The 22,170-nt window shown below is 42.1% G+C and carries 22 protein-coding genes; 14 read left to right on the plus strand and 8 right to left on the minus strand.

Going from position 1 to position 22,170, the window contains the following annotated elements:
• Positions 1–332: 332 nt before the first annotated feature.
• Entirely contained in the window at positions 333–638 is a 306-nt protein-coding gene (locus tag FTU37_RS10080) for a hypothetical protein (RefSeq protein ID WP_257225295.1), read from the plus strand.
• Between the two features lie 138 nt (positions 639–776).
• Here the strand turns inward: FTU37_RS10080 and FTU37_RS10085 are convergent, their stop codons facing one another.
• The 4 genes from FTU37_RS10085 to FTU37_RS10100 all read right to left on the minus strand — a co-directional run bounded on the left by FTU37_RS10085 (position 777) and on the right by FTU37_RS10100 (position 5,796).
• Positions 777–1,889, minus strand: coding sequence for a glycosyltransferase family 4 protein (locus FTU37_RS10085; RefSeq protein WP_180124279.1), 1,113 nt, complete (start codon positions 1,887–1,889; stop codon positions 777–779).
• Positions 1,890–1,921: 32 nt separating this feature from the next.
• Positions 1,922–2,857: a lauroyl acyltransferase gene (locus FTU37_RS10090; protein ID WP_180124280.1), complete on the minus strand. Its 936-nt coding sequence runs from the start codon at positions 2,855–2,857 to the stop codon at positions 1,922–1,924.
• Between the two features lie 87 nt (positions 2,858–2,944).
• Entirely contained in the window at positions 2,945–3,706 is a 762-nt protein-coding gene (locus tag FTU37_RS10095; protein WP_180007158.1) for a 3-oxoacyl-ACP reductase, read from the minus strand.
• Positions 3,707–3,891: 185 nt separating this feature from the next.
• Entirely contained in the window at positions 3,892–5,796 is a 1,905-nt protein-coding gene (locus tag FTU37_RS10100) for an ATP-binding cassette domain-containing protein (RefSeq protein WP_180124281.1), read from the minus strand.
• Between the two features lie 34 nt (positions 5,797–5,830).
• On the opposite strand from FTU37_RS10100, the gene FTU37_RS10105 reads away from it, so the two are divergent.
• The 7 genes from FTU37_RS10105 to FTU37_RS10135 all read left to right on the plus strand — a co-directional run bounded on the left by FTU37_RS10105 (position 5,831) and on the right by FTU37_RS10135 (position 12,986).
• Entirely contained in the window at positions 5,831–6,076 is a 246-nt protein-coding gene (locus FTU37_RS10105; RefSeq protein WP_078189840.1) for a SlyX family protein, read from the plus strand.
• A 132-nt stretch (positions 6,077–6,208) separates the two neighbouring features.
• Entirely contained in the window at positions 6,209–7,210 is a 1,002-nt protein-coding gene (locus FTU37_RS10110) for a hypothetical protein (protein WP_180124282.1), read from the plus strand.
• A 70-nt stretch (positions 7,211–7,280) separates the two neighbouring features.
• The gene (locus FTU37_RS10115; RefSeq protein WP_180005286.1) at positions 7,281–7,730 is read left to right on the plus strand and encodes an ammonium transporter; all 450 of its coding nucleotides are present in this window, start codon (positions 7,281–7,283) and stop codon (positions 7,728–7,730) included.
• 38 nt (positions 7,731–7,768) lie between these two features.
• Positions 7,769–10,411 carry a type I DNA topoisomerase gene (topA, locus tag FTU37_RS10120; RefSeq protein WP_180005285.1) on the plus strand — a complete coding sequence of 881 codons (2,643 nt, stop codon included), beginning with the start codon at positions 7,769–7,771 and terminating at the stop codon, positions 10,409–10,411.
• Positions 10,412–10,502: 91 nt separating this feature from the next.
• Positions 10,503–11,504, plus strand: coding sequence for an NYN domain-containing protein (locus FTU37_RS10125; RefSeq protein WP_168377897.1), 1,002 nt, complete (start codon positions 10,503–10,505; stop codon positions 11,502–11,504).
• Positions 11,505–11,528: 24 nt separating this feature from the next.
• On the plus strand, positions 11,529–12,287 hold the full coding sequence (locus FTU37_RS10130) for a hypothetical protein (protein ID WP_180124283.1): 759 nt from the start codon (positions 11,529–11,531) through the stop codon (positions 12,285–12,287).
• Between the two features lie 126 nt (positions 12,288–12,413).
• Positions 12,414–12,986: an HdeD family acid-resistance protein gene (locus FTU37_RS10135; protein ID WP_168377895.1), complete on the plus strand. Its 573-nt coding sequence runs from the start codon at positions 12,414–12,416 to the stop codon at positions 12,984–12,986.
• A gap of 78 nt (positions 12,987–13,064) precedes the next feature.
• Here the strand turns inward: FTU37_RS10135 and FTU37_RS10140 are convergent, their stop codons facing one another.
• The gene (locus tag FTU37_RS10140; protein WP_168377894.1) at positions 13,065–13,514 is read right to left on the minus strand and encodes a carboxymuconolactone decarboxylase family protein; all 450 of its coding nucleotides are present in this window, start codon (positions 13,512–13,514) and stop codon (positions 13,065–13,067) included.
• 83 nt (positions 13,515–13,597) lie between these two features.
• Between FTU37_RS10140 and FTU37_RS10145 the strand changes: the two genes are divergently transcribed.
• Positions 13,598–14,767 (plus strand): glycerate kinase, encoded by a 1,170-nt coding sequence (locus tag FTU37_RS10145; RefSeq protein ID WP_168377893.1) that lies wholly within the window; start codon positions 13,598–13,600, stop codon positions 14,765–14,767.
• Between the two features lie 12 nt (positions 14,768–14,779).
• Here FTU37_RS10145 and FTU37_RS10150 read toward each other — a convergent pair whose 3' ends face one another.
• Positions 14,780–15,892 carry a S41 family peptidase gene (locus tag FTU37_RS10150; protein ID WP_168377892.1) on the minus strand — a complete coding sequence of 371 codons (1,113 nt, stop codon included), beginning with the start codon at positions 15,890–15,892 and terminating at the stop codon, positions 14,780–14,782.
• A gap of 251 nt (positions 15,893–16,143) precedes the next feature.
• Between FTU37_RS10150 and FTU37_RS10155 the strand changes: the two genes are divergently transcribed.
• The 5 genes from FTU37_RS10155 (at position 16,144) to FTU37_RS10175 (ending at position 19,838) form a co-directional block, all read left to right on the plus strand.
• Positions 16,144–18,132: an ATP-dependent helicase gene (locus FTU37_RS10155; protein WP_168377891.1), complete on the plus strand. Its 1,989-nt coding sequence runs from the start codon at positions 16,144–16,146 to the stop codon at positions 18,130–18,132.
• An 86-nt stretch (positions 18,133–18,218) separates the two neighbouring features.
• The gene (locus tag FTU37_RS10160) at positions 18,219–18,470 is read left to right on the plus strand and encodes an RNA-binding protein (protein WP_078189697.1); all 252 of its coding nucleotides are present in this window, start codon (positions 18,219–18,221) and stop codon (positions 18,468–18,470) included.
• A 42-nt stretch (positions 18,471–18,512) separates the two neighbouring features.
• Positions 18,513–18,818 (plus strand): ASCH domain-containing protein, encoded by a 306-nt coding sequence (locus tag FTU37_RS10165; protein WP_168377890.1) that lies wholly within the window; start codon positions 18,513–18,515, stop codon positions 18,816–18,818.
• Positions 18,819–18,950: 132 nt separating this feature from the next.
• Positions 18,951–19,454, plus strand: a complete 504-nt coding sequence (locus FTU37_RS10170) for a DUF6586 family protein (protein ID WP_078189695.1) — start codon at positions 18,951–18,953, stop codon at positions 19,452–19,454.
• A gap of 105 nt (positions 19,455–19,559) precedes the next feature.
• Positions 19,560–19,838 carry a hypothetical protein gene (locus FTU37_RS10175; protein WP_078192732.1) on the plus strand — a complete coding sequence of 93 codons (279 nt, stop codon included), beginning with the start codon at positions 19,560–19,562 and terminating at the stop codon, positions 19,836–19,838.
• Between the two features lie 74 nt (positions 19,839–19,912).
• On the opposite strand, the gene FTU37_RS10180 is transcribed toward FTU37_RS10175, so the two are convergent.
• Positions 19,913–20,155 carry a hypothetical protein gene (locus FTU37_RS10180; RefSeq protein ID WP_078192731.1) on the minus strand — a complete coding sequence of 81 codons (243 nt, stop codon included), beginning with the start codon at positions 20,153–20,155 and terminating at the stop codon, positions 19,913–19,915.
• 206 nt (positions 20,156–20,361) lie between these two features.
• Positions 20,362–22,080, minus strand: a complete 1,719-nt coding sequence (locus FTU37_RS10185; RefSeq protein WP_168377889.1) for a cation:proton antiporter — start codon at positions 22,078–22,080, stop codon at positions 20,362–20,364.
• Between the last annotated feature and the right edge of the window lie 90 nt (positions 22,081–22,170).

Here is a 22,170-nt window from a genome sequence, read left to right on the forward strand (position 1 = left end):
CACAGCTTTCGGCTTCTGACGAATGGTCAGGTCAAGTGTATTGACTTATTCTTTGTTCATCGGCACATGGAACTGGGAACGGAACATCCCACTAAGGAAGACGAAGCCGATGGAAGCATCACGGAACGGATGCAGGAAAGGAAAGCCAATAAAAAATAAAAAGAATACTTGTGAAAGCACAACCTCATAGACCCGAGTTTTGCAGGATGCAGAACTCGGGTTTTGCTTTTGTGATATACATATTTTTGCTTTTCTTTTGATCAATTTCTTTATACAGTGTGCCAAGAAAAAAGAGATGAATTTCCAATAAAAATATAGGTATGAGGCGTTCTATGCTGTCCGAATGGCACCAGAAAATATTGCAGATTACACACTTATCTACCGATGCACTTTCAATTTACCTTGGCTTAATCCTGTTCGTTTTTGTGGCCTTTTGCCACCACCGCCAATTGAAATCACATTATGCGATTTGGACCGTTGTAGTCGTCGCAGTGGGGTTGGAGTTGTTTAATGCACGGCATGATATTTTAGATAGAGGCTATTGGCGTATAGGGCAAAGTTTGCAACATATTTTGAATGTATTGTTACTGCCGCTAATCCTCTGGTTAATGGCCCGATACCGAGTATGGAAGGGTTGAATCACCATTGAGTCAATCATAATAAAAAAGGATATTGTGCATTTCACAATATCCTTTCTAGATGATGATCGAGTTGCTGAATTAAAAATATTTCCCGAGCGTTATCCTGCACAGCAAAGATCTATGGCGAGGAGTCAATTAAGCTGAATGCTGAGAGGCTACTTGTGTATACAACTCCAAAGTCTGGTCACACATCTCTTTTAAACTAAACATACTGATAGGCTGCACGTGTTGTGGTTGGTCTAAATGCAACTTTAAGGTATTGAGTAATTGTGTTTCATTATCGACAGTGACTAAACCTTGCGGATAGGCATTGGATAAAATTTCAGCCACACCACCACGGTTCCAACCAATCACAGGTGTACCTACAGACAGTGCTTCGAGTACGGTCCGTCCAAAGGTTTCCGCTTGGCTCGACAAAGATAAAACCAAATCGCTAAAAGCTAACCATTCACGGATATCTGAACGGTGACCGACAAAACTAATCCGATCACTCAGTCCTTTCGCCGCAATGCTGTCTTGCATTTCTTGTAAATAAGCTGCTTTTTTCGGATCAGCACCCCCGACTACCACCGCATGTACGTCGGGATACTGTGCTTGTAGCTGTTCCATTAAATGGATCAGGGTTTCATGACCTTTCAAACGGGTGATACGGCCTGGTAAGCAAATCAGACGTTTATTTTCCAGTTCAGGGAAGTCTTTTAGCGTTTGATTGAGCCACTGTGCTGGGGGTTGATAGTCATGTGGAAAAGCAGCAGGGTCAATGCCACGATAAATACGCACAATGTTCTCGGTAGGACAGTTTTTGTAGTTGTCCATGATGTATTTGACAACACTATCCGAGACCGCAATGACTTTTTCAGCCTGTGTCATGATTTGACTGTAGCGATTTATTGAATAAAAGCCATGTACAGTTGAAATCAGGTGAGGTCGCTTGTTAGCTGGAATCCCTTTGAGGGCAAAATGCGTGAGCCACGCGGGGACACGTGAGCGCACATGCACGATATCTGGTTGATGTTGCTCAATCAGTTTACGTAGTGGACGAATTTGCCATAAGCTTGATAAGGCTTTTTTATGGATTGCGAGTGTGAGATGAGTTGAGCCTTCAGCTTCCAGTTGAGCCACCATACGGCCACCATTTGAAACCACTAATGACTCATGACCGGCGGTCACTAAAGCACGAGCTATTTCTAAGGTTCCTCGCTCGACACCACCACTGTTCAATTCAGGTAAAAGCTGCATCACTTTCATAGCATTTCTCTTTTTTATGTGCTGAGTTGAACTCAATAGATTTTGTCATAGCCTTGTGGGCGGGTTTTAAAGCGGCGATGGAACCACATGTATTGCGTCGGTGCGATTCGCAGCTGATTTTCAATAATTTTATTGGTTCGTACAGCATCCGAAACTTCATCGTCACTCGGAAAATTGTCTATAGCTGGTTCAATCAGCACATGATATTGAGGGTTGCTGATGTCGCCATCTCGATAAAAATACAACGGGATCGACACGGCTTTAGCAATTTTTAATAAGCGACGATGCGCAGTAACAGTGGCTGCGGGAGTACCAAAAAACGGTGCCATGACCCCTTGTTTTAAACCAAAGTCCTGATCAGGACTGTACCAAATGGCATGGCCATTTTTCAGATTACGAATCAGGCCACGCATATCATCATGGTCGATTTGGTTGGCATAGATGGTGGCACGGCAACGCACAATCAACATATCCAACAGCGGATTATTTTGCGGACGATAAACCACATCCGGCTCAAAGAACTGTGCGCATAAATAGCCACCAGCATCGAGCAGGGTAGAATGTGTGCCGAGAAGCAAAATACCTTTGCCTTCAGCTTGTGCATTTTGAATATGTTCTAAGCCTTCAATTTGCACCCGATTTTTGAACCACTGCGGGCTGTACCATGCATTTAAGGTTTCAAAAATACCAATCATTTGGTCGATAAAAACCTGTCTTGCATTGGCTTCAACCTGTTCTGCCGTCCATTCAGTAAAGCAAACTTCCAAGTTGCGAATCGTGGTTTTACGACGTGACTTAAGATTGTTAAATGCGACAGAGCCGAGGAATTGCCCAAGTCGATACTGAATTGCCCACGGAAGAATCGCCAAAATCATAAGAAATACAATCCCTATCCATATTCCCCAATACTGCGGAAGTAAGAAAGACCATTGGAATTTTCCGGGTTGATATGTTGGCTTTTGACTCATAGGGCTAAATCAAAGATTAAAAAATAGGGTTCAGTTTAGCATGAAGCTGAATTGAAAGAGAAAGTTCAACCTCATGCTGCATCAGACTTAACCTTTGACTAAACCGCCATCGACAATCAAATTCTGCCCGGTGACCGCACGTGAGTAAGGGGACAAGAACATCATGATGGCCGCAGCAAATTCTTCAGGCGTGGTCACTGTGCGTAAAGGTGTTGATGCCGCAATTAAATCAAACACGGCATCGGGCGTCGCTTTACTGGCATCGGTGCTTTGTAATAAGCCACCTGAAAGCATATTCACATTAATCCCAAACTCACCCAGCTCATGCGCCGCTGTGCGAGTGAAGGCCAAAAGTGCCGCCTTTGCTGCAGTGTAGTCGTGGTAAGGCACGACAGGGTTTTGTACCAGGTTGGTACCAATATTGACAATGCGACCAAAACCCTGTGCTTTCATCTTGGGAAGCGCCGCTTGAGTGGTGTTGAGTGCAGCGACGACTGCGCCATCAAACTGTTGCTGTAAGTGCTGTGCAGTCAGTTCTTCCATTTTAGGACGGGCATCGCCATTAAATTGAAAATGGATGAGGGCATTATTCACGACAGAGGTGATTGCGGTACCAAAATGTACTTCCGCCGCCGCAAAAAGCTGTTCTACTTGAGCTTTATCGGTGACATCTGCTTGATAGGCAAACACTTGCTGAGGAAATGCGGTCGCCAACTGTTCTGCTGCAGTTTGACTGGATAGATAGTTCACGACCACGCGTGCGCCTTCAGCAATTAACGTTTGGCTAATTGCCAAACCGAGGCCACGTGCGCCCCCTGTAACCAAGACAATTTGATCTGAAATTTGCATGCTCGTGACTCAATCTTATGTTGAACGTCACCATAGCAAGCTTTTCACATTAGCGGAATCGTCTTTACAGACGCTGTATACTCCAATTTGAAACTGAGTTATCCGATCTAATAATTCAGCCGAGTCATATGACAAAAAAAAGCCGTATCGAAATACGGCTTTTTCTTTGCGGAATATTTGTAGATTTAGCCTTTAGCAAGCGTTTCTAGCTCATCTAAACGTTCCATTTTTTCCAGCATTTCGTCATCAATTTCAGCTAGACGTTGTGATGCTTTGGTCGCAGCATCGGCGTCAGTCATGAACCAAGAACCGTCAGCTAATTTTTCAGACAATTCAGCTTGCTCTTGTTCCAATGCTTCAATTTCAGTCGGCAGTTGTTCTAGGGCACGTTGGTCTTTATAGCTGAGCTTGACTTTTTTAGGCACCGCAGCGGCAGCCGCTGCTTCGGCTTTAGCCATGGCTTTTTTCACATCGCTTTTTTGATCCATGACAGTTTGGTCAGGACGCTGTTCCAAATAGTCTTGGTAACCGCCGATGTATTCATCGATTTGACCTTTACCATCAAAGACCCAAGTTGAAGTCACCACGTTGTCCATAAATGCACGGTCATGCGAAATCAGTAACAGTGTGCCTTTGTAAGCACTGAGCATTTCTTCTAACAGTTCAAGAGTCACCATATCCAAGTCGTTGGTCGGTTCGTCCATTACGATAAGGTTCGATGGTTTCAGTAGAAGCTTAGCCAACAGAATACGGTTACGCTCACCTCCAGACAGTGCTTTAACTGGTGTACGTGCGCGTTCTGGAGAGAATAAGAAGTCTTGTAAATAACTGTAGATGTGACGACGGTTACCGTTTACATCGACATGGTCTGAGCCTTCAGAGACGTTATCTTTCACTGATTTTTCAAGATCAAGTGCATTTCGAAGCTGATCAAAGTAAGCAACTTCAAGCTGTGTACCTGTTTTTACTGTACCAGTATGTTCTTGCTCACCCAAAATAGCTTTGATAAGAGTGGTTTTACCCACACCGTTGTCACCGACTAAGCCGATACGGTCACCACGTAATACCAGTGCCGAGAAATCTTTGATGATTGGCGCGCTGTTGCCAAATTGCACAGCTAAGTTTTCAATTTCAAAGACCACTTTACCTGAGCGCTGCGCATCTTGCGTTGCCATGCTCACTTTGCCTTGTTGTGAACGGCGCGCTTTAGACTCTTCACGCAATGCTTTTAAGGCACGAACACGACCTTCGTTACGGGTACGACGCGCTTTAATGCCCTGACGAATCCATACTTCTTCTTCAGCGAGTTTTTTATCGAATAGCGCATTTTGCTTTTCTTCAGCTTCCATTTGCTGAGCTTTGAGTTCGAGGTAACGTGAATAGTTGCCTTCATAGCTACGCAAAATGCCGCGGTCAAGTTCCACGATACGAGTCGCAATATTGTCGACAAATGACCGGTCATGCGAAATAAACAACAGAGTTAAGTTGTTTTGATCGAGTAAGAATTTTTCGAGCCATTCAATACTTTCAACGTCCAAATGGTTAGTCGGTTCGTCGAGTAGCAATACATCGGGCTGCGTTAAGAGAGCACGTGCCAATAGAACACGACGCTTACGACCACCAGACAAATCTGCAAGGTCAGCTTCTGGGTCTAGGCCCATTTTACTGAGGATAGCATTCACCTTGGTTTCAAGTGACCAGCCATCCATTTGATCCATCTGATGTTGTAGGTTGCCCATGCGCTCACAGGCGTCCATATCACCGAGTACGCAGGCTTCGCTGGCTTCATGATAAGCACGTAATACAGTTGCAGCTTCACCTGCACCATCGGCAACAATATCAGCAACTTTGCCCGAATCCATGGGTACATCTTGCGCAAGCATTGAAATCGTAATGCCATTTTGCAATGAAACTTCACCGCCGTCTGGCAATAAAGTTCCCTCAATCAGTTTAAGTAAAGTAGACTTACCTTCACCATTACGACCGATTAAACACACTCGTTCGCCACGCTCTAAACTGAAGTTCGCGCCGTCGAGTAGGGAAGGTCCGCCAAACGCAAGCTGGACGTCCCTTAAAGTAATATAGGCCATAATGTTTCCTGAAATCTTATATGAGGAGTGTAAATTGACTACACAACAAAATCTTGATGAACAGGCGTCATTTTCCGCACCCATTGAAGATTTGCAAGTCCGAATTGCATTTTTAGATGATTTAGTTGATCAACTGAATGATCAAGTTGCGCGTCAAAACGCCGAAATCGCTGATTTAAAGAAACAAATGCAGATGTTGTATCGTCGTATTGAATCGGCAGATTTATCTGAAGGTATTGCGGCATTTGACCCGATGACCAACCGCCCACCGCATTATTAATGTCGATTTTGAATGACAGGCAGATGACGAATCAGCGCCAAAGCTGTGGATTGGTGTAAATTTATTTGACCTTTTGCAGCGTGACAGGTCTAATGCACCGCATCTGCTGATCGAAACCCATTATTTCATCTCATGAGTCAAAAAGTTGTCCTGCTAGATTTGGAAAATAACCCGCCCACAGCAAATCTATTGCGCAATATCATTGAACATTACAGTACTTTGTATGTGTTTAGCTGCAATGGAAAATTTGAATATGCACTTGAAGATTTAACTGAAATTGCAGGGTGGATCGCGAGTGGTCAATTGGTGGTTTTGGATATTCCAGAAACGCCGCAAAAAGAATTTGAATATGCGGTGATTGTGGGGCAACTGATGGCCTTGATGGATCCAGATGCGCATATTGAAGTGATTTCAGCGATGCCGGATATTGCATTACTGATGGAACAATTGGATGGCTCTGGACTCAGCGCACATCTCATTCAAATTCAGTCAGAACAAGAAGTTTCACATAAAGTGAAGTATAAAATTCCTGACCTAGAAACCATTCGGAATAAACCTGATTTATTACTGATTAAACACTATTGTGATGGTCTGGAAAAACTCAGTGGCAAACCCAACAGTTTGGATAAACTGAAAAACTCACTGATGAATATTTTGCAAGTCTCTAGCGAAAAAGCTCAGCATTTGGTCGGTATGTTGATCAATCTAAAAATCGTCAAACGCTTTGATGAGCAAATTTCGATTCGAAAAAAAGTACTCAAACAATGGGTGCAGCTAGATTTAAATGCGACTGCTGAAACAGCATTGCCGATAAAAACAGACCTGAATGCATTTTCTGCTTCACTCGAAGATCAAACCTCAAATACTGATGATACGGCATCGATGATTCAGGCTGCACAACAAGGCTTATTTAAAAATTTCAATAAAATTGATCCTGTGCAAATGGAAGTGATCCGAAAATTGCATGAATTAAAGTCAGATAAACCAAAAGATATCTACGCCTTACGTGATTTATTGGAGCAAATGTTCCCACAATCTGATGTTCGACTATTACTTAAAGAGTTGATCGAAAAAGGATATATCTATTGGAATGGTCACGAAGTGCTGTATAGCCACGAGATGTTCCTGAATTAATTTTATCGAGTGAACTTGCGTTTTATATTGCGCTTATGCAACTCTAATAAAGGAATATAAAGGTTGTGCTATGGAAAATACTGGAATCTGGGTTACCGTTTTTATTGTGGTCTTTGTACTTGGGTCGATTTTTGGACTTCGAGTAAATCCTAGAGAAAAAGCCTTGGGCATTATGCGCGAGAAGGCGCGTAAGATGGGGCTGCACCCACGTTTAGTGGCTGCACCTGCTTGGACCAAGATTCCAATGGCTTCTGAAAAACGTGCCAGTATGGTGGCGTATTACAGTGTGCTGATTCCAGATGCGCGTTTGCCTTTAATGCGTGCTTTAGTGGTCGATGACAAACTTGAACTGGTACATGGTGATGACAAGTTCAAGGATTTAGCCATTACATTAAAGGGCATTTATGCTATTGATATGCAGGCAAACTGTGTAGGACTCTATTGGAACGAAGAATCTGACTTAAGAGCCACACAGCTTGAAGATATGAAAGCATTTTTACATTCATTGGCTGAACTTTAAATTTTAAAAAACCTATTAAACAGGAATGATGGTTAACTATGGCGAACGCTCCTCGGTCCACATCTAAAAGTACCACAGCAAAATCTGCCGATGCTGGGAAAAAGCGTGCGTTAGTGATTGTGGAATCGCCTGCAAAAGCGAAAACAATCAATAAATATTTGGGCTCTGATTACATCGTAAAATCATCGGTGGGTCATGTCCGTGATTTACCTACAGGCGGCTCGAGTAAAACAGCAGAGAAAAAGCCAGTAACTCGTGCGAAATTAACTGAAGCTGAAAAAGCCAAAAAAGCACAAAAAGCTTTGGTTAATCGTATGGGTGTAGACCCTGAAAATGACTGGAAGGCACAGTACGAAGTCCTACCGGGTAAAGAACATGTTGTTGCGGAACTGAAAAAGCTTGCATCGCAAGTTGACGAGGTCTATCTCGCAACGGATATGGATAGGGAAGGAGAAGCAATTGCTTGGCATTTAAAAGAAGTAATTGGCGGTGACGACTCACGTTATCAACGTGTGGTGTTCAACGAAATTACCAAAAATGCCATCCAAGAAGCGTTTAAACATCCTTCTCGCCTGGATACAGATAAAGTCAATGCTCAGCAAGCCCGTCGTTTCCTCGACCGTATTGTGGGCTTTATGATCTCGCCACTCTTATGGGAAAAAATCGCCCGTGGTTTATCGGCAGGTCGTGTGCAATCTGTGGCTGTTAAACTTGTGGTTGAGCGTGAACGTGAAATTCGTGCCTTCGTTCCAGAAGAATTTTGGCAAGTTTTTGCAGATACCAAGTCGAAGAAAGACGATATCCGCTTAGAAGCGGTGAAGCAAAATGGCAAGACTTTAAAACTGCACAATAAAGCTGAAACGGATGCTTTACTGAACCTGATTAAAGATGCCGACTACACAGTTTCAGCACGTGAAGACAAACCAACCAAGGTTAATCCAAGCGCGCCTTACATCACGTCTACATTGCAACAAGCAGCAAGTACACGTTTAGGTTTTTCTGTGAAGAAAACCATGATGTTGGCACAGCGGTTATATGAAGCCGGCTTTATTACCTACATGCGTACAGACTCAACATTCTTGAGTGATGACGCTGTAAATATGGTTCGTGGTCATATTGAAACTGAGTTTGGTCAAAAATATTTACCGGCTAAACCAAATCGCTACGGCAATAAAGCTGGTGCGCAAGAAGCCCATGAAGCGATTCGTCCATCAAATGTCGCGCTAAAAGGCGATAGTTTGGTGGGTGTAGAGCGTGATGCACAGCGTCTTTATGACTTGATCTGGCGTCAGTTCGTTGCATGTCAAATGACCCCTGCAGAATATTTATCATCAACGATTTTAGTCAATGCCAATGGCGTCGAACTCAAAGCCAAAGGTCGTACATTGGTCTTTGATGGTTTCACTAAAGTGCGTGGCCAAAACAAATCGGATGATGATGTACTGCTTCCTGCTGTAAAAGTCGGTGAATTACTGAAACTTGAAAAATTAGACCCATCTCAACACTTTACTAAACCACCTGCGCGCTTCACTGAAGCATCATTGGTCAAAGAGCTTGAGAAAAAAGGGATTGGTCGTCCATCGACGTATGCTGCGATTATCTCAACCATTCAAGACCGTGGTTATGTGAAGCTCGATAACCGTCGTTTGTTCGCCGAGAAAATGGGTGAAATCGTGACAGACCGTCTCGATGAAAACTTCAATAACTTGATGAACTATGCATTTACGGCAGATCTTGAAGGTCAGCTAGATAAAGTCGCCGATGGTGATCGTAACTGGAAAGAGTTACTCAATAGCTTCTACGGTGATTTTAAAACACGTTTAACCACAGCTCAGGGTGAAAATGGCATGCGCCGTAATTTACCTGTAGAAGTGGATGCGGTGCACTGTAAAGAATGTGACCGTCCGATGCAGATTCGTACAGGGACTACAGGCGTGTTCTTGGGTTGTTCAGGTTATAACTTACCGCCAAAAGAGCGTTGTAAGGGAACTTTAAACCTGACACCTGTAGAATCATTGGCTGCACTGTCTGACGATGACTCGGCTGAAACAGCAGATTTAATGTCGAAAAAACGCTGTCCAATCTGTGAAACAGCCATGGATAGCTATGTGATTGATGGTGGTCGTAAGTTGCATATCTGTGGTAATAACCCAGACTGTGCTGGTTTTGAGCTTGAAGAAGGTGAGTTCAAAATCAAAGGTTATGATGGCCCAACCATTCCTTGTGACAAATGTGATGGCGAAATGCAATTGAAAACTGGCCGTTTCGGTCCTTACTTTGCATGTAATAGCTGTGACAATACACGTAAAGTGTTGAAGAGCGGTCAGCCTGCACCTCCACGTGTAGATCCAATTAAAATGGAGCACTTACGTTCAACCAAACATGATGACTTCTTTGTCCTTCGTGATGGCGCAGCAGGTTTATTCTTAGCTGCAAGTAAGTTTCCGAAAGTACGTGAAACCCGTGCGCCTAAAGTGGCTGAACTACGTTCTGTCGCAGATCAGTTGGATGCGAAATATCAGTTCATCTTGCAAGCACCGGATGTAGATCCTGAAGGAAACCCAACATTGGTGAAATTCAGCCGTAAGAACCAAGCACAATATATTGGTTCTGAAAATGCTGAAGGCAAACAAACCAAATGGTCTTTGGTGTACCAAGATGGTAAGTGGGTTGAAGCTTAAGCTTTAAAATCAATAAAATGCTGACTTCGGTCGGCATTTTTTATGTCAGAATTAATCAAAATTTAAATGATAAAAATGATTGGGGGGAATAGTGGAAATTCAAACGAAAAAGTTTGCTGTACTCATAGATGCGGATAACTCATCGATCAATGCTATTCCATCTGTGTTGGAAGAGGTTGCAAAATATGGAATAGCAAGTGTTAAACGCGTTTATGGAGATTGGAGCAGCGAAACCTTAAAAAATTGGCGTGAAGTCTTACTTCCTCATGCAATCACACCTGTTCAGCAGTTTGCTTACACAAAGGGCAAAGATGCAACGGATATGATTTTGATCATTGATGCGATGGATTTGCTGTACGCAGGTGCATTGGATGGCTTTTGTATTGTTTCAAGCGACAGTGATTTTACCCCTTTAGCATCTAGAATTCGTGAAAATGGGCTAAGTGTTTACGGCTTTGGAAAAAAGTCGACGCCAGAGGCATTTAAAAAAGCATGTGATAAATTTATTTATGTTGAAAACTTACTGCAAGATAATGAGCTAAAAAATACTGAAGAAGATCTTATTGTTTCACCAATTAAAGAAGTCATTGAAAATACAAAAGTAAGTGAACCAAAGCCATCTGTACAGATTAAAGAGAATACACTCACTGAAATCATTGATAAACCCACTTTAAATTTGATTTATAAAGCTGTGAAAGATAATGCGGATGACAGTGGTTGGGCATATTTAGGTCTAGTTGGAGGGTATATCAATGCGGTAAAGTCGGATTTTGATACTAGAAATTATGGACATGAAAAACTTTCAGGTCTGGTTAAGGCTTTAGGCGTGTTTGAAACGAAATTAGTTGGGAGCCAAATGTTTCTCAGAAAAAGAAGCTTTAGTACTTTCATACGATTAGTGCAGAAAGCGATTAATCAAAATGCTAATGAAAGTGAATGGGTTGAATTAAGCATAATCATTCAAAATTTAGAAAATTCAGATTTAAATATTCGAAATTATGAAGAAGCAATAGAATCAATAAATAGCGAATGGTTGGATTTTAAAATAGAAAAATCCAAAAAATTCATAAAAATTAAAAGACTAATAGCTTGATTAAGTAGATTGGGTATACCATCAATGTGGAAAAAAATTCGGGTACTGTGCTTATTGCTGATTTTACTAGTGGTCGCAGTCAATACCTATAAAGACAAAAATCAAGACTGGAGTAAACCGATCTTTGTGTTGTTGCATCCGATTAATGCAGATGGCCGAGAGAGCACACAAGCTTATATACAGCAGCTCTCTGTCAATGATTTAAACGATGTTCAACAATATTTACAAGCGACAGCACAGAAATACCGAGGGCAACCGACTTATGTGTATTTTAAGTTAGGTCGTGAGCTGAAAGTTTTACCTCCCAAAGTACCCAATGATGCTGGCATGTTGGACGTTATCTTATGGAGTTTGAAATTCCGCTACTATGCTTGGCAGCAGCATGAAAATGTAGATGGTGTTTCGAGTGTCACGCTATTTTTAAATTATTATGATCCGACTCAAACCAAAGAACTTAAACATTCCACAGCTTTGGAAAATGGTCGAATTGGATCGGTGAATATATTTGCATCGAATAAACAGACAGCGCAGAATAAAATCGTTTTAGCCCATGAGTTATTACACGCTTTTGGTGCAACTGATAAATATGATTTGGCCACAGGTCAGCCTATCTTCCCTGTCGGTTATGCAGAACCTGAGCGGCAGCCTTTGTTTCCACAAAGTAAAGCTGAACTAATGGCTGGGCACATTCCAACTTCACAGACGCAAAGTAAAATGCCTGAAGATTTAGCTGATACTGTGGTGAATGACGTCACAGCGATTGAAGTGGGATGGAAAAAATAATGTGGATAAAGCATATTTTATCCACAGCTTCAAGTGGCAGTGTGGATAAGATTTGGACTTTTCTTTTATTTTTCTTCATCATGAAGTTGCATAATCCATTGAATAACGAATAATTTGAGAAAAAACATGAGAACAGTAGGCAACGATTTAATTCGCAGTCAGCTCCATGAAAACCGTAAGTGGTATCTCGGTTTAGGTGCTTTATTGGTGGTCTTCGGATTGGTCCTTTTGGCAGCTTTGCCATTCGCGACAATCACTGTCATTTATATTTTTGGTGTGCTGATGATGTTAGGTGGTGTAATCCACTTCATTGCAGCATTTAAAATTTTTGAAGGCGGTTACCGCTGGTTCTGGGCACTATTTGGTGTGCTGTATTTGGTCGCAGGCTATTATGCATTTTCAACGCCTGTCAAAACGGCCATTGTCCTGACCAATTTATTGGCGATTATTTTGATCATTGCAGGGGTCATTCGTATCTTTAATGCTGTGCTATTTCGAGCATTTCAAGGTTGGGGATGGACACTATTTTCAGGTCTATTGACCTTGATTACGGGTGTGATCATTTTGATGTCGCCTGATGCGCCATTTTGGGTATTAGGATTATTCTTGGCGGTTGATATTTTATTCCAAGGGGTCAACTACCTTACTTTGGCTTCTTATATTCGACGTGAAGTGCCGAAAAGCTCGGCAGAGCAGTAAGCTGCTTGCGGATCTGATAAATAAAAAAAGAGTGCTGAGGCACTCTTTTTTTTATTCACTTTTAATGTGTACAACCCGTTAAGGTTTAACGCTATAGCGGCTACTAATTGCAATTCGGTTCCATGTGTTGATCACAATAGCCAGCCATTCCACGGCACTGATTTGCTCATCTGTTAAAAAGGGCAAAGCATCTTCATAAACTGCATCGGGAACTTGGCCTTCAGCAATTAACGTGATCGCTTCGATCAAGCTTAAAGCCGCACGTTCTTTTTCATCGTAGTACGCAGTTTCACGCCATGCATTGAGTAGGCTAATACGTTCAATGCTTTCACCTGTTTTAAGTGCATCTTGCGCATGCATGCGAATACAGAACGCACATTCGTTGATTTGGGATGCACGTAATTTGAGTAAATGAGCTAATCCTTCACTTAGGCCAGCTTCATTTATTTTTTTCATTGCCAGTGCATCAAGTTCTGCGACTTTTTTATATAGCTCAGGTGCAGACTGACCTAGATTGATTCGTGACATTTCGAGCCTTTCTGATGTTTTTAGATATACCTGCTATTTTAAAACCGTTATGGTTGAGGACAAGTTTTATTTTGAGCATTTAGATGACCACTTTTGTTCTTGCGCCCGATTCATTTAAAGAAAGTATGAGTGCTCAACAAGCCTGTGACGCGATGCGGCGTGCAATTTTAAAACTCATACCTGATGCAAATGTCATCGCTGTGCCAATGGCAGATGGCGGTGAGGGAACTGTGGATGCGTTACTCAGTGCTTGCCACGGTCAAAAAGTGCCGATAGCGCTTACAGGTCCTTTGCCCAATCAACGTGTGACGACGTATTTCGGTTTGATTGACGGAGGAAAAACCGCAGTGATTGAAATGGCAAAAGCCAATGGAATTCATCTTGTCGATATGGCTCAGCGAAATCCATTACTGACGTCAACTTATGGTACGGGCGAAATGATCAAGGCTGCTCTAGACTTTGGAGTAAGTAAAATTATCATTGGCTTGGGCGGGAGTGTGACCAATGATGGCGGTGCAGGTATGGCGCAGGCCTTGGGGGCGCAATTTTTAGATGAAAATGGCTTCGAAATAGCAGTTTGTGGTGGTTATCTGGATCAAATTAACAGTCTTGATTTGACGCAGCTCGACTCACGTTTAGCGCATACAGAAATTATCATTGCCAGCGACGTCATTAATCCACTATGTGGTGAAAATGGTGCATCCCATATCTTTAGCCCGCAAAAAGGTGCAACGCAGGAGATGGTGCGTCAGTTAGATCAGAACCTCAGTCATTATGCCGATGTGGTTGAAGCGACATTGGATTGTGCTTTACGTGCTGTCGCAGGTGCAGGCGCTGCAGGTGGATTAGGTTTTGGGTTGATGGCTTTTGCAGGTGCATCGATGCAATCAGGTGTGGAATTGGTCATTGAACAATGTCAGTTGAATGAAAAAATAGCACAGGCAGATTATGTGCTGACAGGTGAAGGGAAAATTGATCATCAAACTAAGTTCGGTAAAACGCCATTTGGTGTGGCGCAAGTTGCAAAAAAGTATAATAAACCTGTGATCGCCTTTACTGGTCTAGTGGGTGAGGGGATAGCAGAACTCTATGATTTAGGTTTCACACAGATTGTTGGGATTAATCCACCAGATTGTAAGTTGAAAGATACATTAAAAAATGCAGAAACATACTTAGAAAAAAGTTGTAAAGATCTCATCAATTCTATATGTAAAAGATCAGAACCTACTCCTCTTAAGATGGATCGGTTCTGAAAAGTGTTACTTCTATAAGCGATTTTCTAAATAGTGCTGTGCAAATGTAACTTCTGCTTGGTACTCGGTTAGATTTTGCGGTTTAGGGAGACGAATATTAGGTGCAATACCAATGTCGTCAATTTGCTGCCCGGTACGGCGGTGGATAAATGTGGTTGCATAATACAGTGTGAATTGTTGAGATGGCGTTTTGATGGTTCGAATATTTGAAGCATCTAAAGCCCCATAAGTGTTACGCCCCATGACTAAAACATTCGGATTTTGACGTGCGGTTAAAATAAACATTTCACACGAACTACCGCATTCTTCATCTGACAGAATAACAACTTTTTGGGGCGTAGCTTTGACGTCTGAATGGGCGATCACATATTTTTCCTCTTTCTGCTTCGTCATCCCAACCCAGCTATTTTTATTGCTTTCAAGTTTAGCAATCATACGATTAAATTCTACCTTGATTTCCCCATCAGGTAAGGTTTTGGCTGTTTCTTTCCATGATTGAATATTATCTGTAGATGCATAAATTTGGGGCATTTCAAACCAATACTCAGCTGCTCCCAAAAGTGGATAAAGGGGTTGTGCTGATGTATCAAATCCGCCTGAGTTTTTGCGTAGATCAAGAATTAAATAACGTGCGTCTAACACTTGGTTTTGATTGTCTTGAATGATCTTTTCAAGTTGATCTTGAACAGACAAAGCAAAAGTTGGGATGGTAATTAAGGTTGTCTGCTCAGATAATTTTTGCGTGGTCACGAGATTGCTTGATTGTATTGTTGAACTCTCTGTGATGGCTTCTGATATGGTTTTTCGGCCTAAGTTCAGATGGCCTTTACGGATAGATTTCAGAAAGTGATTGGTGATTTCTTTACAGGCATCGACCGAATTTACTTGTGTAATTTTAGCGTTTTGCTCATTTATGACCTTTTGAATATTTTCTGGATAGTTGTCCCAGTTTTTTGCTCGAATACCCGCATCATTTTTGAGTATAAATTCAGAGCTAAAGTTAAAATCTTTTTGGCACTCACTAGGTGTCATGGGGCTAAGTTTATCTGCAGCTTGAATACTTGGACATGGAAAAAAACTACTACTCAGTACCAACAGAGAAAGCTGTGAAAATCTATTGAACATGTCATGATTCCTAGAGACGGTTATTTTCTAAATTTATAAGCCTATGGATTTAAATAGGTCTTTGTTTTTCTAATGATATTGATTTGTAAATCTACTGATTTTTTACTGTATAAACAATGAAAATTTTAAATGAATAGTCATGGTTAAAACGGTGTGTTTCCGCGTCAAGTTGAGTCACTTTGTAGTCGTCTACGCTGTGAATTTAGGGTAGCTCTGTTAAACTACCAATTCACATAGCACGATGAGACACCATGAGTTTAGCCAACCTGATTGATGAATTAAATCCTCAACAAAAACAAGCCGCAACAACAGAAGCACAGCATAGCTTGGTTTTGGCAGGAGCAGGTTGTGGTAAAACCAAAACCATCGTGGCGCGTGCAGCTTATTTAATTGATCAAGGCGTGCCTGCCAATCAAATTCAAATTTTGACTTTTACTCGCCGTGCGGCCAGTGAAATTGTCGCTCGTGTGGAGCTGGCTCTGGGTGAGCAAGCCAAAGGGCTACGCGCATCAACCTTTCATACTTTTTGTATGTACCTATTGCGCCGCATTCCAAAAGCCTTTGGCCTAGAACAGTTTTCGATTATTGATCGTGATGATCAACTCATGATGTTCCGCCTGATTCGTGGTCGTGATGATAAGAAAAACCCCAATCACTTGCCTAAGCCGAAAGAACTCTGTGATCTGTATTCCTTTGCACGGAATACGCGCCAAAAACTCAGCATTGCCATGGAAAAGCAAATGCCTGAGTATTTTGCGTTGAAAGATCAAATCGCGGATATCATGAAAGAATACGAAGCTCGTAAACGTGCGCGTAGTTTTTTAGATTATGACGATATCTTGGCGATTGTGGCGAAAGCCTTGGCGGAATCAGATGGACTGGTCGATTATGTCGCTTCAATTTGTCGCCACATGTTGGTTGATGAAATGCAGGATACCAATCCGCTGCAATGGGCGTTACTTGAGCCACTAAAGGAACGTGTCAGTTTGTTCTGTGTCGGCGATGATGCACAGTCCATTTACGGCTTCCGTGGTGCAGACTTTGAAAATATTCATCATTTCAAAGAGCGGGTACCCGACGCACAGATTTTTAAACTTGAAAAAAATTATCGTTCAACCCAAGAAATTTTAGACCTGTCGAATTGGTTGTTGGATGAAAGCGAAATTAAATATGACAAACGCTTAGATGCCTATCGTGGTGAAGGGATTAAGCCGAAAATGCATATTTTCCCGAATGAGTTTGATGAAGCCAAATGGATTGCCATCGACATCAAAGAGCGTCATTACCTCGAAGGCAGCAAATGGTCGGATCATATGGTGCTTGTGCGTTCAAGCTTTGCCGCCCGTCATATTGAAGCAGCTTGTATTGCCGCAAACGTGCCGTATCGCTTTATTGGCGGCATGAAATTACTAGAAACCGCACACGTAAAAGATTTACTGAGTGTACTGCGTGTAGTGGCTAATCCCTTAGATGATATTGCATGGATGCGTTTTCTGACGCTCTGGAATGGTGTGGGTGATGTTGGAGCCAGCAAACTGTCACAGCAGATTTTACTTGAGCCAGAAATGCAAGCCATTGCAACCAAGTTGGAAAAGTTTGGCAAAGTACCTGACCAAGCGATTCTGATGATGAAGCAAATGTCGGTGTTGAAAGATCAGGTCAAAGAATGTGTAAGCTTGGCTGTTCAAGCGATTTCTGAGCAGCTAGAAGAAAACTATAAAAAAGATTGGAACCGCCGTGTCGGGGATTTTGATCTGGTGAAACAATTGGCATCCAAACATACGCAGTTGAGTGAATTCTTAGAAGAATATGTCCTTGATCCAGTTTCCATTTCTGAAATTGAACGCCAATCTGACAGTGATGTCGTGACTTTAATTACCATTCATTCGGCAAAAGGAACGGAGCAAAAAGTCTGTTATGTGGCGAATGTCACACCAGGGCAATACCCGCATGCACGTGCTCAGGGTAATTTCGATGAGGTGGAAGAAGAGCGTCGCGTGTTATATGTGGCGCTGACACGTGCGCAAAATGAATTGATTTTGACCAAGCAAAACTTGAACCACTGGGCACGTGAAACTGTCGATGAGCAAGGCCGTAAAGTAGAAAGTTACTTTATGAATGATTTAACTCGAAATTTATGTAGTTTGGAAACACATTATAAAACCCGTCAGCAAACCGTAAAAAGTGCCTTAATCGAAAGAAAATCGATTAATTTAGATTTTGGTATCGATCTCGATTAAAATAGATTTTTGACGTGATTTACACGCAAGTTAAAAAGCAAAATAGACAAATGCTTTTTGATGATGCTGTCTATTTGGAAGATTGAATGAAAATTTTAGTACGTAACTTAGAGCGTTCAGTTACTGAAGCAGAATTGGTTGAACTGTTTAAACCATTTGGCGCAGTAGAGTCTGCTGTTGTTGTTATGGATGCAAGCACAGGTAAATCGAAAGGGTTTGGTTTTGTCGAAATGCCAAATGGTCGTGAAGCTGTAAAAGCGATTAAGGGCCTGAATACTTTGAAGGTCAAAGGTGCGGGTATTCGCGTAAAAGCGGCTGAAGATAAGCCTAAAGCATAAATTCAAAAAGGAGCGTTACGCTCCTTTTTTTATCGGTGATCTATGAAAAAACGCTACTCGGCCTTGTCGATTGTTGCGCCATCTGGTTCGAACATTGCGTGCGGACGTAAAACGCTTGAAGTCCGCTCATGGCAGCCTGAGCATTTGCCTTTAAAAGATTTAGTGATTGTGGAAAATCAACGCTACTTGTATGAAAGCGGAGATGAAGATATTGGACGTGCAGTGGCGATGGTCGATGTATATGACGTTCATGCATGGACTGAAACAGAGGTAGAGCAAGCGCAGGCGACATATTGGGCAGCAGGGTACTGGGCTTGGCGTCTGGAAAATATCAGGATGATTAATTAGGATATGCCTGTTCCCGCAAAGCATGACATTTATTTAATTGAAATCGATCATCCATAATATTTATTGTGAATTTCCTAAAAATCCGTTTAAGCTTATTCATGTAGAAAAACGCCAAAATTTAGGGAATTGTTCATGTCTCGTGTTGCTCGCTTTCATGCTGATCGTACCAATCAAAAGTTATATTTTACCCGTCTTGCATGTCAGCAAGCCGAGCAGACCGATCATGTTCAACAAGCTCAGGCTTATCGCGAAGCAGCGGTTTTTCATTTGCATGGTGCAGTACTTGCGTTTTTACAAGAGTTGGTGCGTTACTATCGTTTAAATGATCCTGCGCCCACGTTAAAGTCGATTGAAACGCTGATGGCTGAAAAAGGTCAGGTATCACCTGAAGTGACTGTTATGCAGCAATTGGCAAAGCAGGGTTTTATTGCAGAGCTGAAACGCGCACATCGTATGTGTCAGTATGCACCTGAACCGTCTGCACCAGAGCCAGAAGATGAAACGTCTTCAAATTTAATTATTAAAGTCACTCAAACACCGCAAGCATGGTTGCCAGATACCGCTATTTTGCGTGAATGGCATCGTGATCTAACCCAATTGATTGATGGATTTCGTAACGAGATGGTGGAATTCTAATCGGACTATTGCTACTTGAAATAAATTTATTTAACCCGATATAAGATTATCTAAGTAATACAAAGTGCAGATGCCTTTATCACCATGTTGCGCATGGAGGGATATATGTCTATAGAACAGTTGAAAGAACTCTTTGGGAACCAGGAAGCAATTTTAGAGCTGGTTCAATTGGAAGGTGGTGAGTTGGCATTGCGTAATGCAGGCTCAGAAAAAGAGCCTTTGGTGACTATCCAATTCAATGAAGAATTACGCAATATTTTGGGCGATCAAATGAGTGTGATCGCTCAGCAAATGATTCAGGCTGCATTGTTTGGTTTGTTAGAAAAACAAGTGGATGAATGGCATGCCGAAGTGGTCGATGAAAAGCCTAAATATATGAGCTAATCATATAGGCACTGATTTTTAGATCATGATGAAAACGTACCTTTCGGTGCGTTTTTTTATACCCAAAATGGCACTTAGACTGTGCCCAGTTCAGTAGGTGAGATCAGTATCGAACCTAAAAATACAATAAAGACCCCGATGAGCTGTAAGAAAAAAGGATTTTTGGCATCTTGCCAATACAGAATCAGAAAGACGATGGAAATGGGATAAAACAATAGACAGCCCAGCCCCCATAAAATACTGGTTTTAAATGCAGCGATGAGAAAGCCCAGACCGCCAATCAAAATAATGGCAAGGCCTAAATAGAGGATGTACATGTTTTTCTCGTTTCTCGTTTCTCGTTTCTCGTTTCTCGTTTGAAGTTTTTAAAAATGATGCTTCGTTTGATGCTTATTTTATCAATATGTTTTTTAAATTCAATTATTTGTAATTTTGAAAATGCTGAATTTTATCAGTTTAAAAAAAGGCGATGCTTAAATGCATCGCCTTTTTTGTATCGCCCCTAAGCGTTTTATTTAGGCACTTAGTGTGTCGGTGTTTGATGATGGGCAATTTGGATTTGATTTAAAATATGATTGCTCATATTTTTCGCCATTTCCTCTTTGGCATAATAAACCTCACCGACATTGTCGCGACGAATGACTTCAGCTTCTTCTTTGCTTTCCGCACAAACCAATACTTGGATAGACGGATTCAGCATTTTGGCAATGTCGACAATTTTATGAATATCTAAAATATCCATAGGTGAAATGACCAAAAGGCGTGCGTGTTGAATATGGGCTTGAATTAAAACGCCGGGTTCTGTTGCCACACCGGATACCGCAGCGATGCCTTTTTCCCGTAAGTTTTCCACGATTTCACGATTTTCTTCAGCAATAACCACTTTAATGTTTTCATTCATTAATTCACGGGTAATGCGACGACCGACTTCACCATGACCAATCAGTACCACCTGATCACGTAGATAATCCTGTGAGACCTCATCAGGCAACATGGCTAATGGGTCACTACTACGTTCCAGTAAACGGGCCAAATTCGAGCGCTCACGGATGAGTCGCTGCATAGGCTCGATTGCAGAAAATACAAATGAATTCAGCGTAATCGAGATTAATGCACCTGCCAGTATCAGGTTTTGTCCTTCCATAGAAAGGAGGTTTAGAGATACACCCAAGGTCGCCAAAATAAATGAGAACTCACCAATTTGCGCCAAGCTTGCCCCAACGGTTAATGCGGTATTGATGGGGTAACGGAAGAACAACACCAACGCCATTGCAGCGATGGTCTTACCAATCATGATAATGCCGACTACTGCTAAGACGTGAAGCGGTTGTTCAATCAAGATCCGTGGATCAAACAGCATGCCAACGGAGACGAAAAACAAAATCGAAAAAATTTCACGAAGCGGAAGAGTTTCTTCTTCAGCACGGTGACTAAAGTCAGACTCTTTGACCACCATACCGGCAAAAAATGCGCCCAGTGCCATGGATACACCAAATACCTTGTAGGCACCAAAGGCAATAGACACAGCTGCTGCAACCACGGTAAGCGTGAATAATTCACGTGAGCCTAAGCGTGCAACCACTTGCATAATCATTGGCACTAAGCGTTTACCAATGATTAGCATAAAGGCAATAAAACCTGCCACTTTGAGTAAGGTAATACCAAGGGTGAGCCAGATATTTTCATCTGCACTACTTTCTGTGAGTGGCTGTCCACCAAGCAATACTGCTGTGGCAGGGAGTAAGACCAGAACCAAGACCATGACCAGATCTTCAACCAAGAGCCAACCTACAGCAATTTTACCATTCACGGAGTTAAGTAAGCCTCGATCACCTAAGGCTTTGAGTAGAACGACAGTACTTGCACACGACAAACTTAAGCCAAACACTAAAGCTGAACCCATGCTCCAGCCCCAAAGCATGGAAATTCCCATACCGAGTAAGGTCGCCACTGCAATTTGTAAAATGGCACCGGGGAGGGCAATACGACGGACTTGCATCAAATCATTGAGTGAAAAGTGCATACCCACGCCAAACATCAGGAACATGACACCGAGTTCGGCCAATTGGTTAGCGAGATGGATATCGCCAACTACCCCTGGTGTGTTTGGGCTAATAATAATACCGGCAATCAGATAGCCGATGAGGGGAGGAAGTCGCAGGCGTGCAGCAATATAGCCAAAAATTAAGGCAAAACCAAAGCCAACAGCAAGTAATATTATGAGTTCTACATCATGAGGCACTAAAAACTCCTTAAGCCTAAGTTAAGGGTAAAAAAGACAAGCACAAAAAGTGCCAAAAAGCATTTTGAAAGTTTAGCAATTCGAATAAAA

It is taken from the genome of Acinetobacter sp. YH12097, assembly GCF_013419225.1.
In the GTDB taxonomy this organism is placed as follows: domain Bacteria; phylum Pseudomonadota; class Gammaproteobacteria; order Pseudomonadales; family Moraxellaceae; genus Acinetobacter; species Acinetobacter amyesii.

Excerpts from the sequence above, each read along its gene's own strand:
- FTU37_RS10080 (WP_257225295.1), top strand. The coding sequence starts at position 333 with ATGCTGTCCGAATGGCACCAGAAAATATTGCAGATTACACACTTATCT.
- FTU37_RS10085 (WP_180124279.1), bottom strand. The coding sequence starts at position 1,889 with ATGAAAGTGATGCAGCTTTTACCTGAATTGAACAGTGGTGGTGTCGAG.
- FTU37_RS10090 (WP_180124280.1), bottom strand. The coding sequence starts at position 2,857 with ATGAGTCAAAAGCCAACATATCAACCCGGAAAATTCCAATGGTCTTTC.
- FTU37_RS10095 (WP_180007158.1), bottom strand. The coding sequence starts at position 3,706 with ATGCAAATTTCAGATCAAATTGTCTTGGTTACAGGGGGCGCACGTGGC.
- FTU37_RS10100 (WP_180124281.1), bottom strand. The coding sequence starts at position 5,796 with ATGGCCTATATTACTTTAAGGGACGTCCAGCTTGCGTTTGGCGGACCT.
- FTU37_RS10110 (WP_180124282.1), top strand. The coding sequence starts at position 6,209 with ATGAGTCAAAAAGTTGTCCTGCTAGATTTGGAAAATAACCCGCCCACA.
- FTU37_RS10115 (WP_180005286.1), top strand. The coding sequence starts at position 7,281 with ATGGAAAATACTGGAATCTGGGTTACCGTTTTTATTGTGGTCTTTGTA.
- topA (WP_180005285.1), top strand. The coding sequence starts at position 7,769 with ATGGCGAACGCTCCTCGGTCCACATCTAAAAGTACCACAGCAAAATCT.
- FTU37_RS10130 (WP_180124283.1), top strand. The coding sequence starts at position 11,529 with ATGTGGAAAAAAATTCGGGTACTGTGCTTATTGCTGATTTTACTAGTG.
- FTU37_RS10135 (WP_168377895.1), top strand. The coding sequence starts at position 12,414 with ATGAGAACAGTAGGCAACGATTTAATTCGCAGTCAGCTCCATGAAAAC.
- FTU37_RS10140 (WP_168377894.1), bottom strand. The coding sequence starts at position 13,514 with ATGTCACGAATCAATCTAGGTCAGTCTGCACCTGAGCTATATAAAAAA.
- FTU37_RS10145 (WP_168377893.1), top strand. The coding sequence starts at position 13,598 with ATGACCACTTTTGTTCTTGCGCCCGATTCATTTAAAGAAAGTATGAGT.
- FTU37_RS10150 (WP_168377892.1), bottom strand. The coding sequence starts at position 15,892 with ATGTTCAATAGATTTTCACAGCTTTCTCTGTTGGTACTGAGTAGTAGT.
- FTU37_RS10155 (WP_168377891.1), top strand. The coding sequence starts at position 16,144 with ATGAGTTTAGCCAACCTGATTGATGAATTAAATCCTCAACAAAAACAA.
- FTU37_RS10160 (WP_078189697.1), top strand. The coding sequence starts at position 18,219 with ATGAAAATTTTAGTACGTAACTTAGAGCGTTCAGTTACTGAAGCAGAA.
- FTU37_RS10165 (WP_168377890.1), top strand. The coding sequence starts at position 18,513 with ATGAAAAAACGCTACTCGGCCTTGTCGATTGTTGCGCCATCTGGTTCG.
- FTU37_RS10170 (WP_078189695.1), top strand. The coding sequence starts at position 18,951 with ATGTCTCGTGTTGCTCGCTTTCATGCTGATCGTACCAATCAAAAGTTA.
- FTU37_RS10175 (WP_078192732.1), top strand. The coding sequence starts at position 19,560 with ATGTCTATAGAACAGTTGAAAGAACTCTTTGGGAACCAGGAAGCAATT.
- FTU37_RS10180 (WP_078192731.1), bottom strand. The coding sequence starts at position 20,155 with ATGTACATCCTCTATTTAGGCCTTGCCATTATTTTGATTGGCGGTCTG.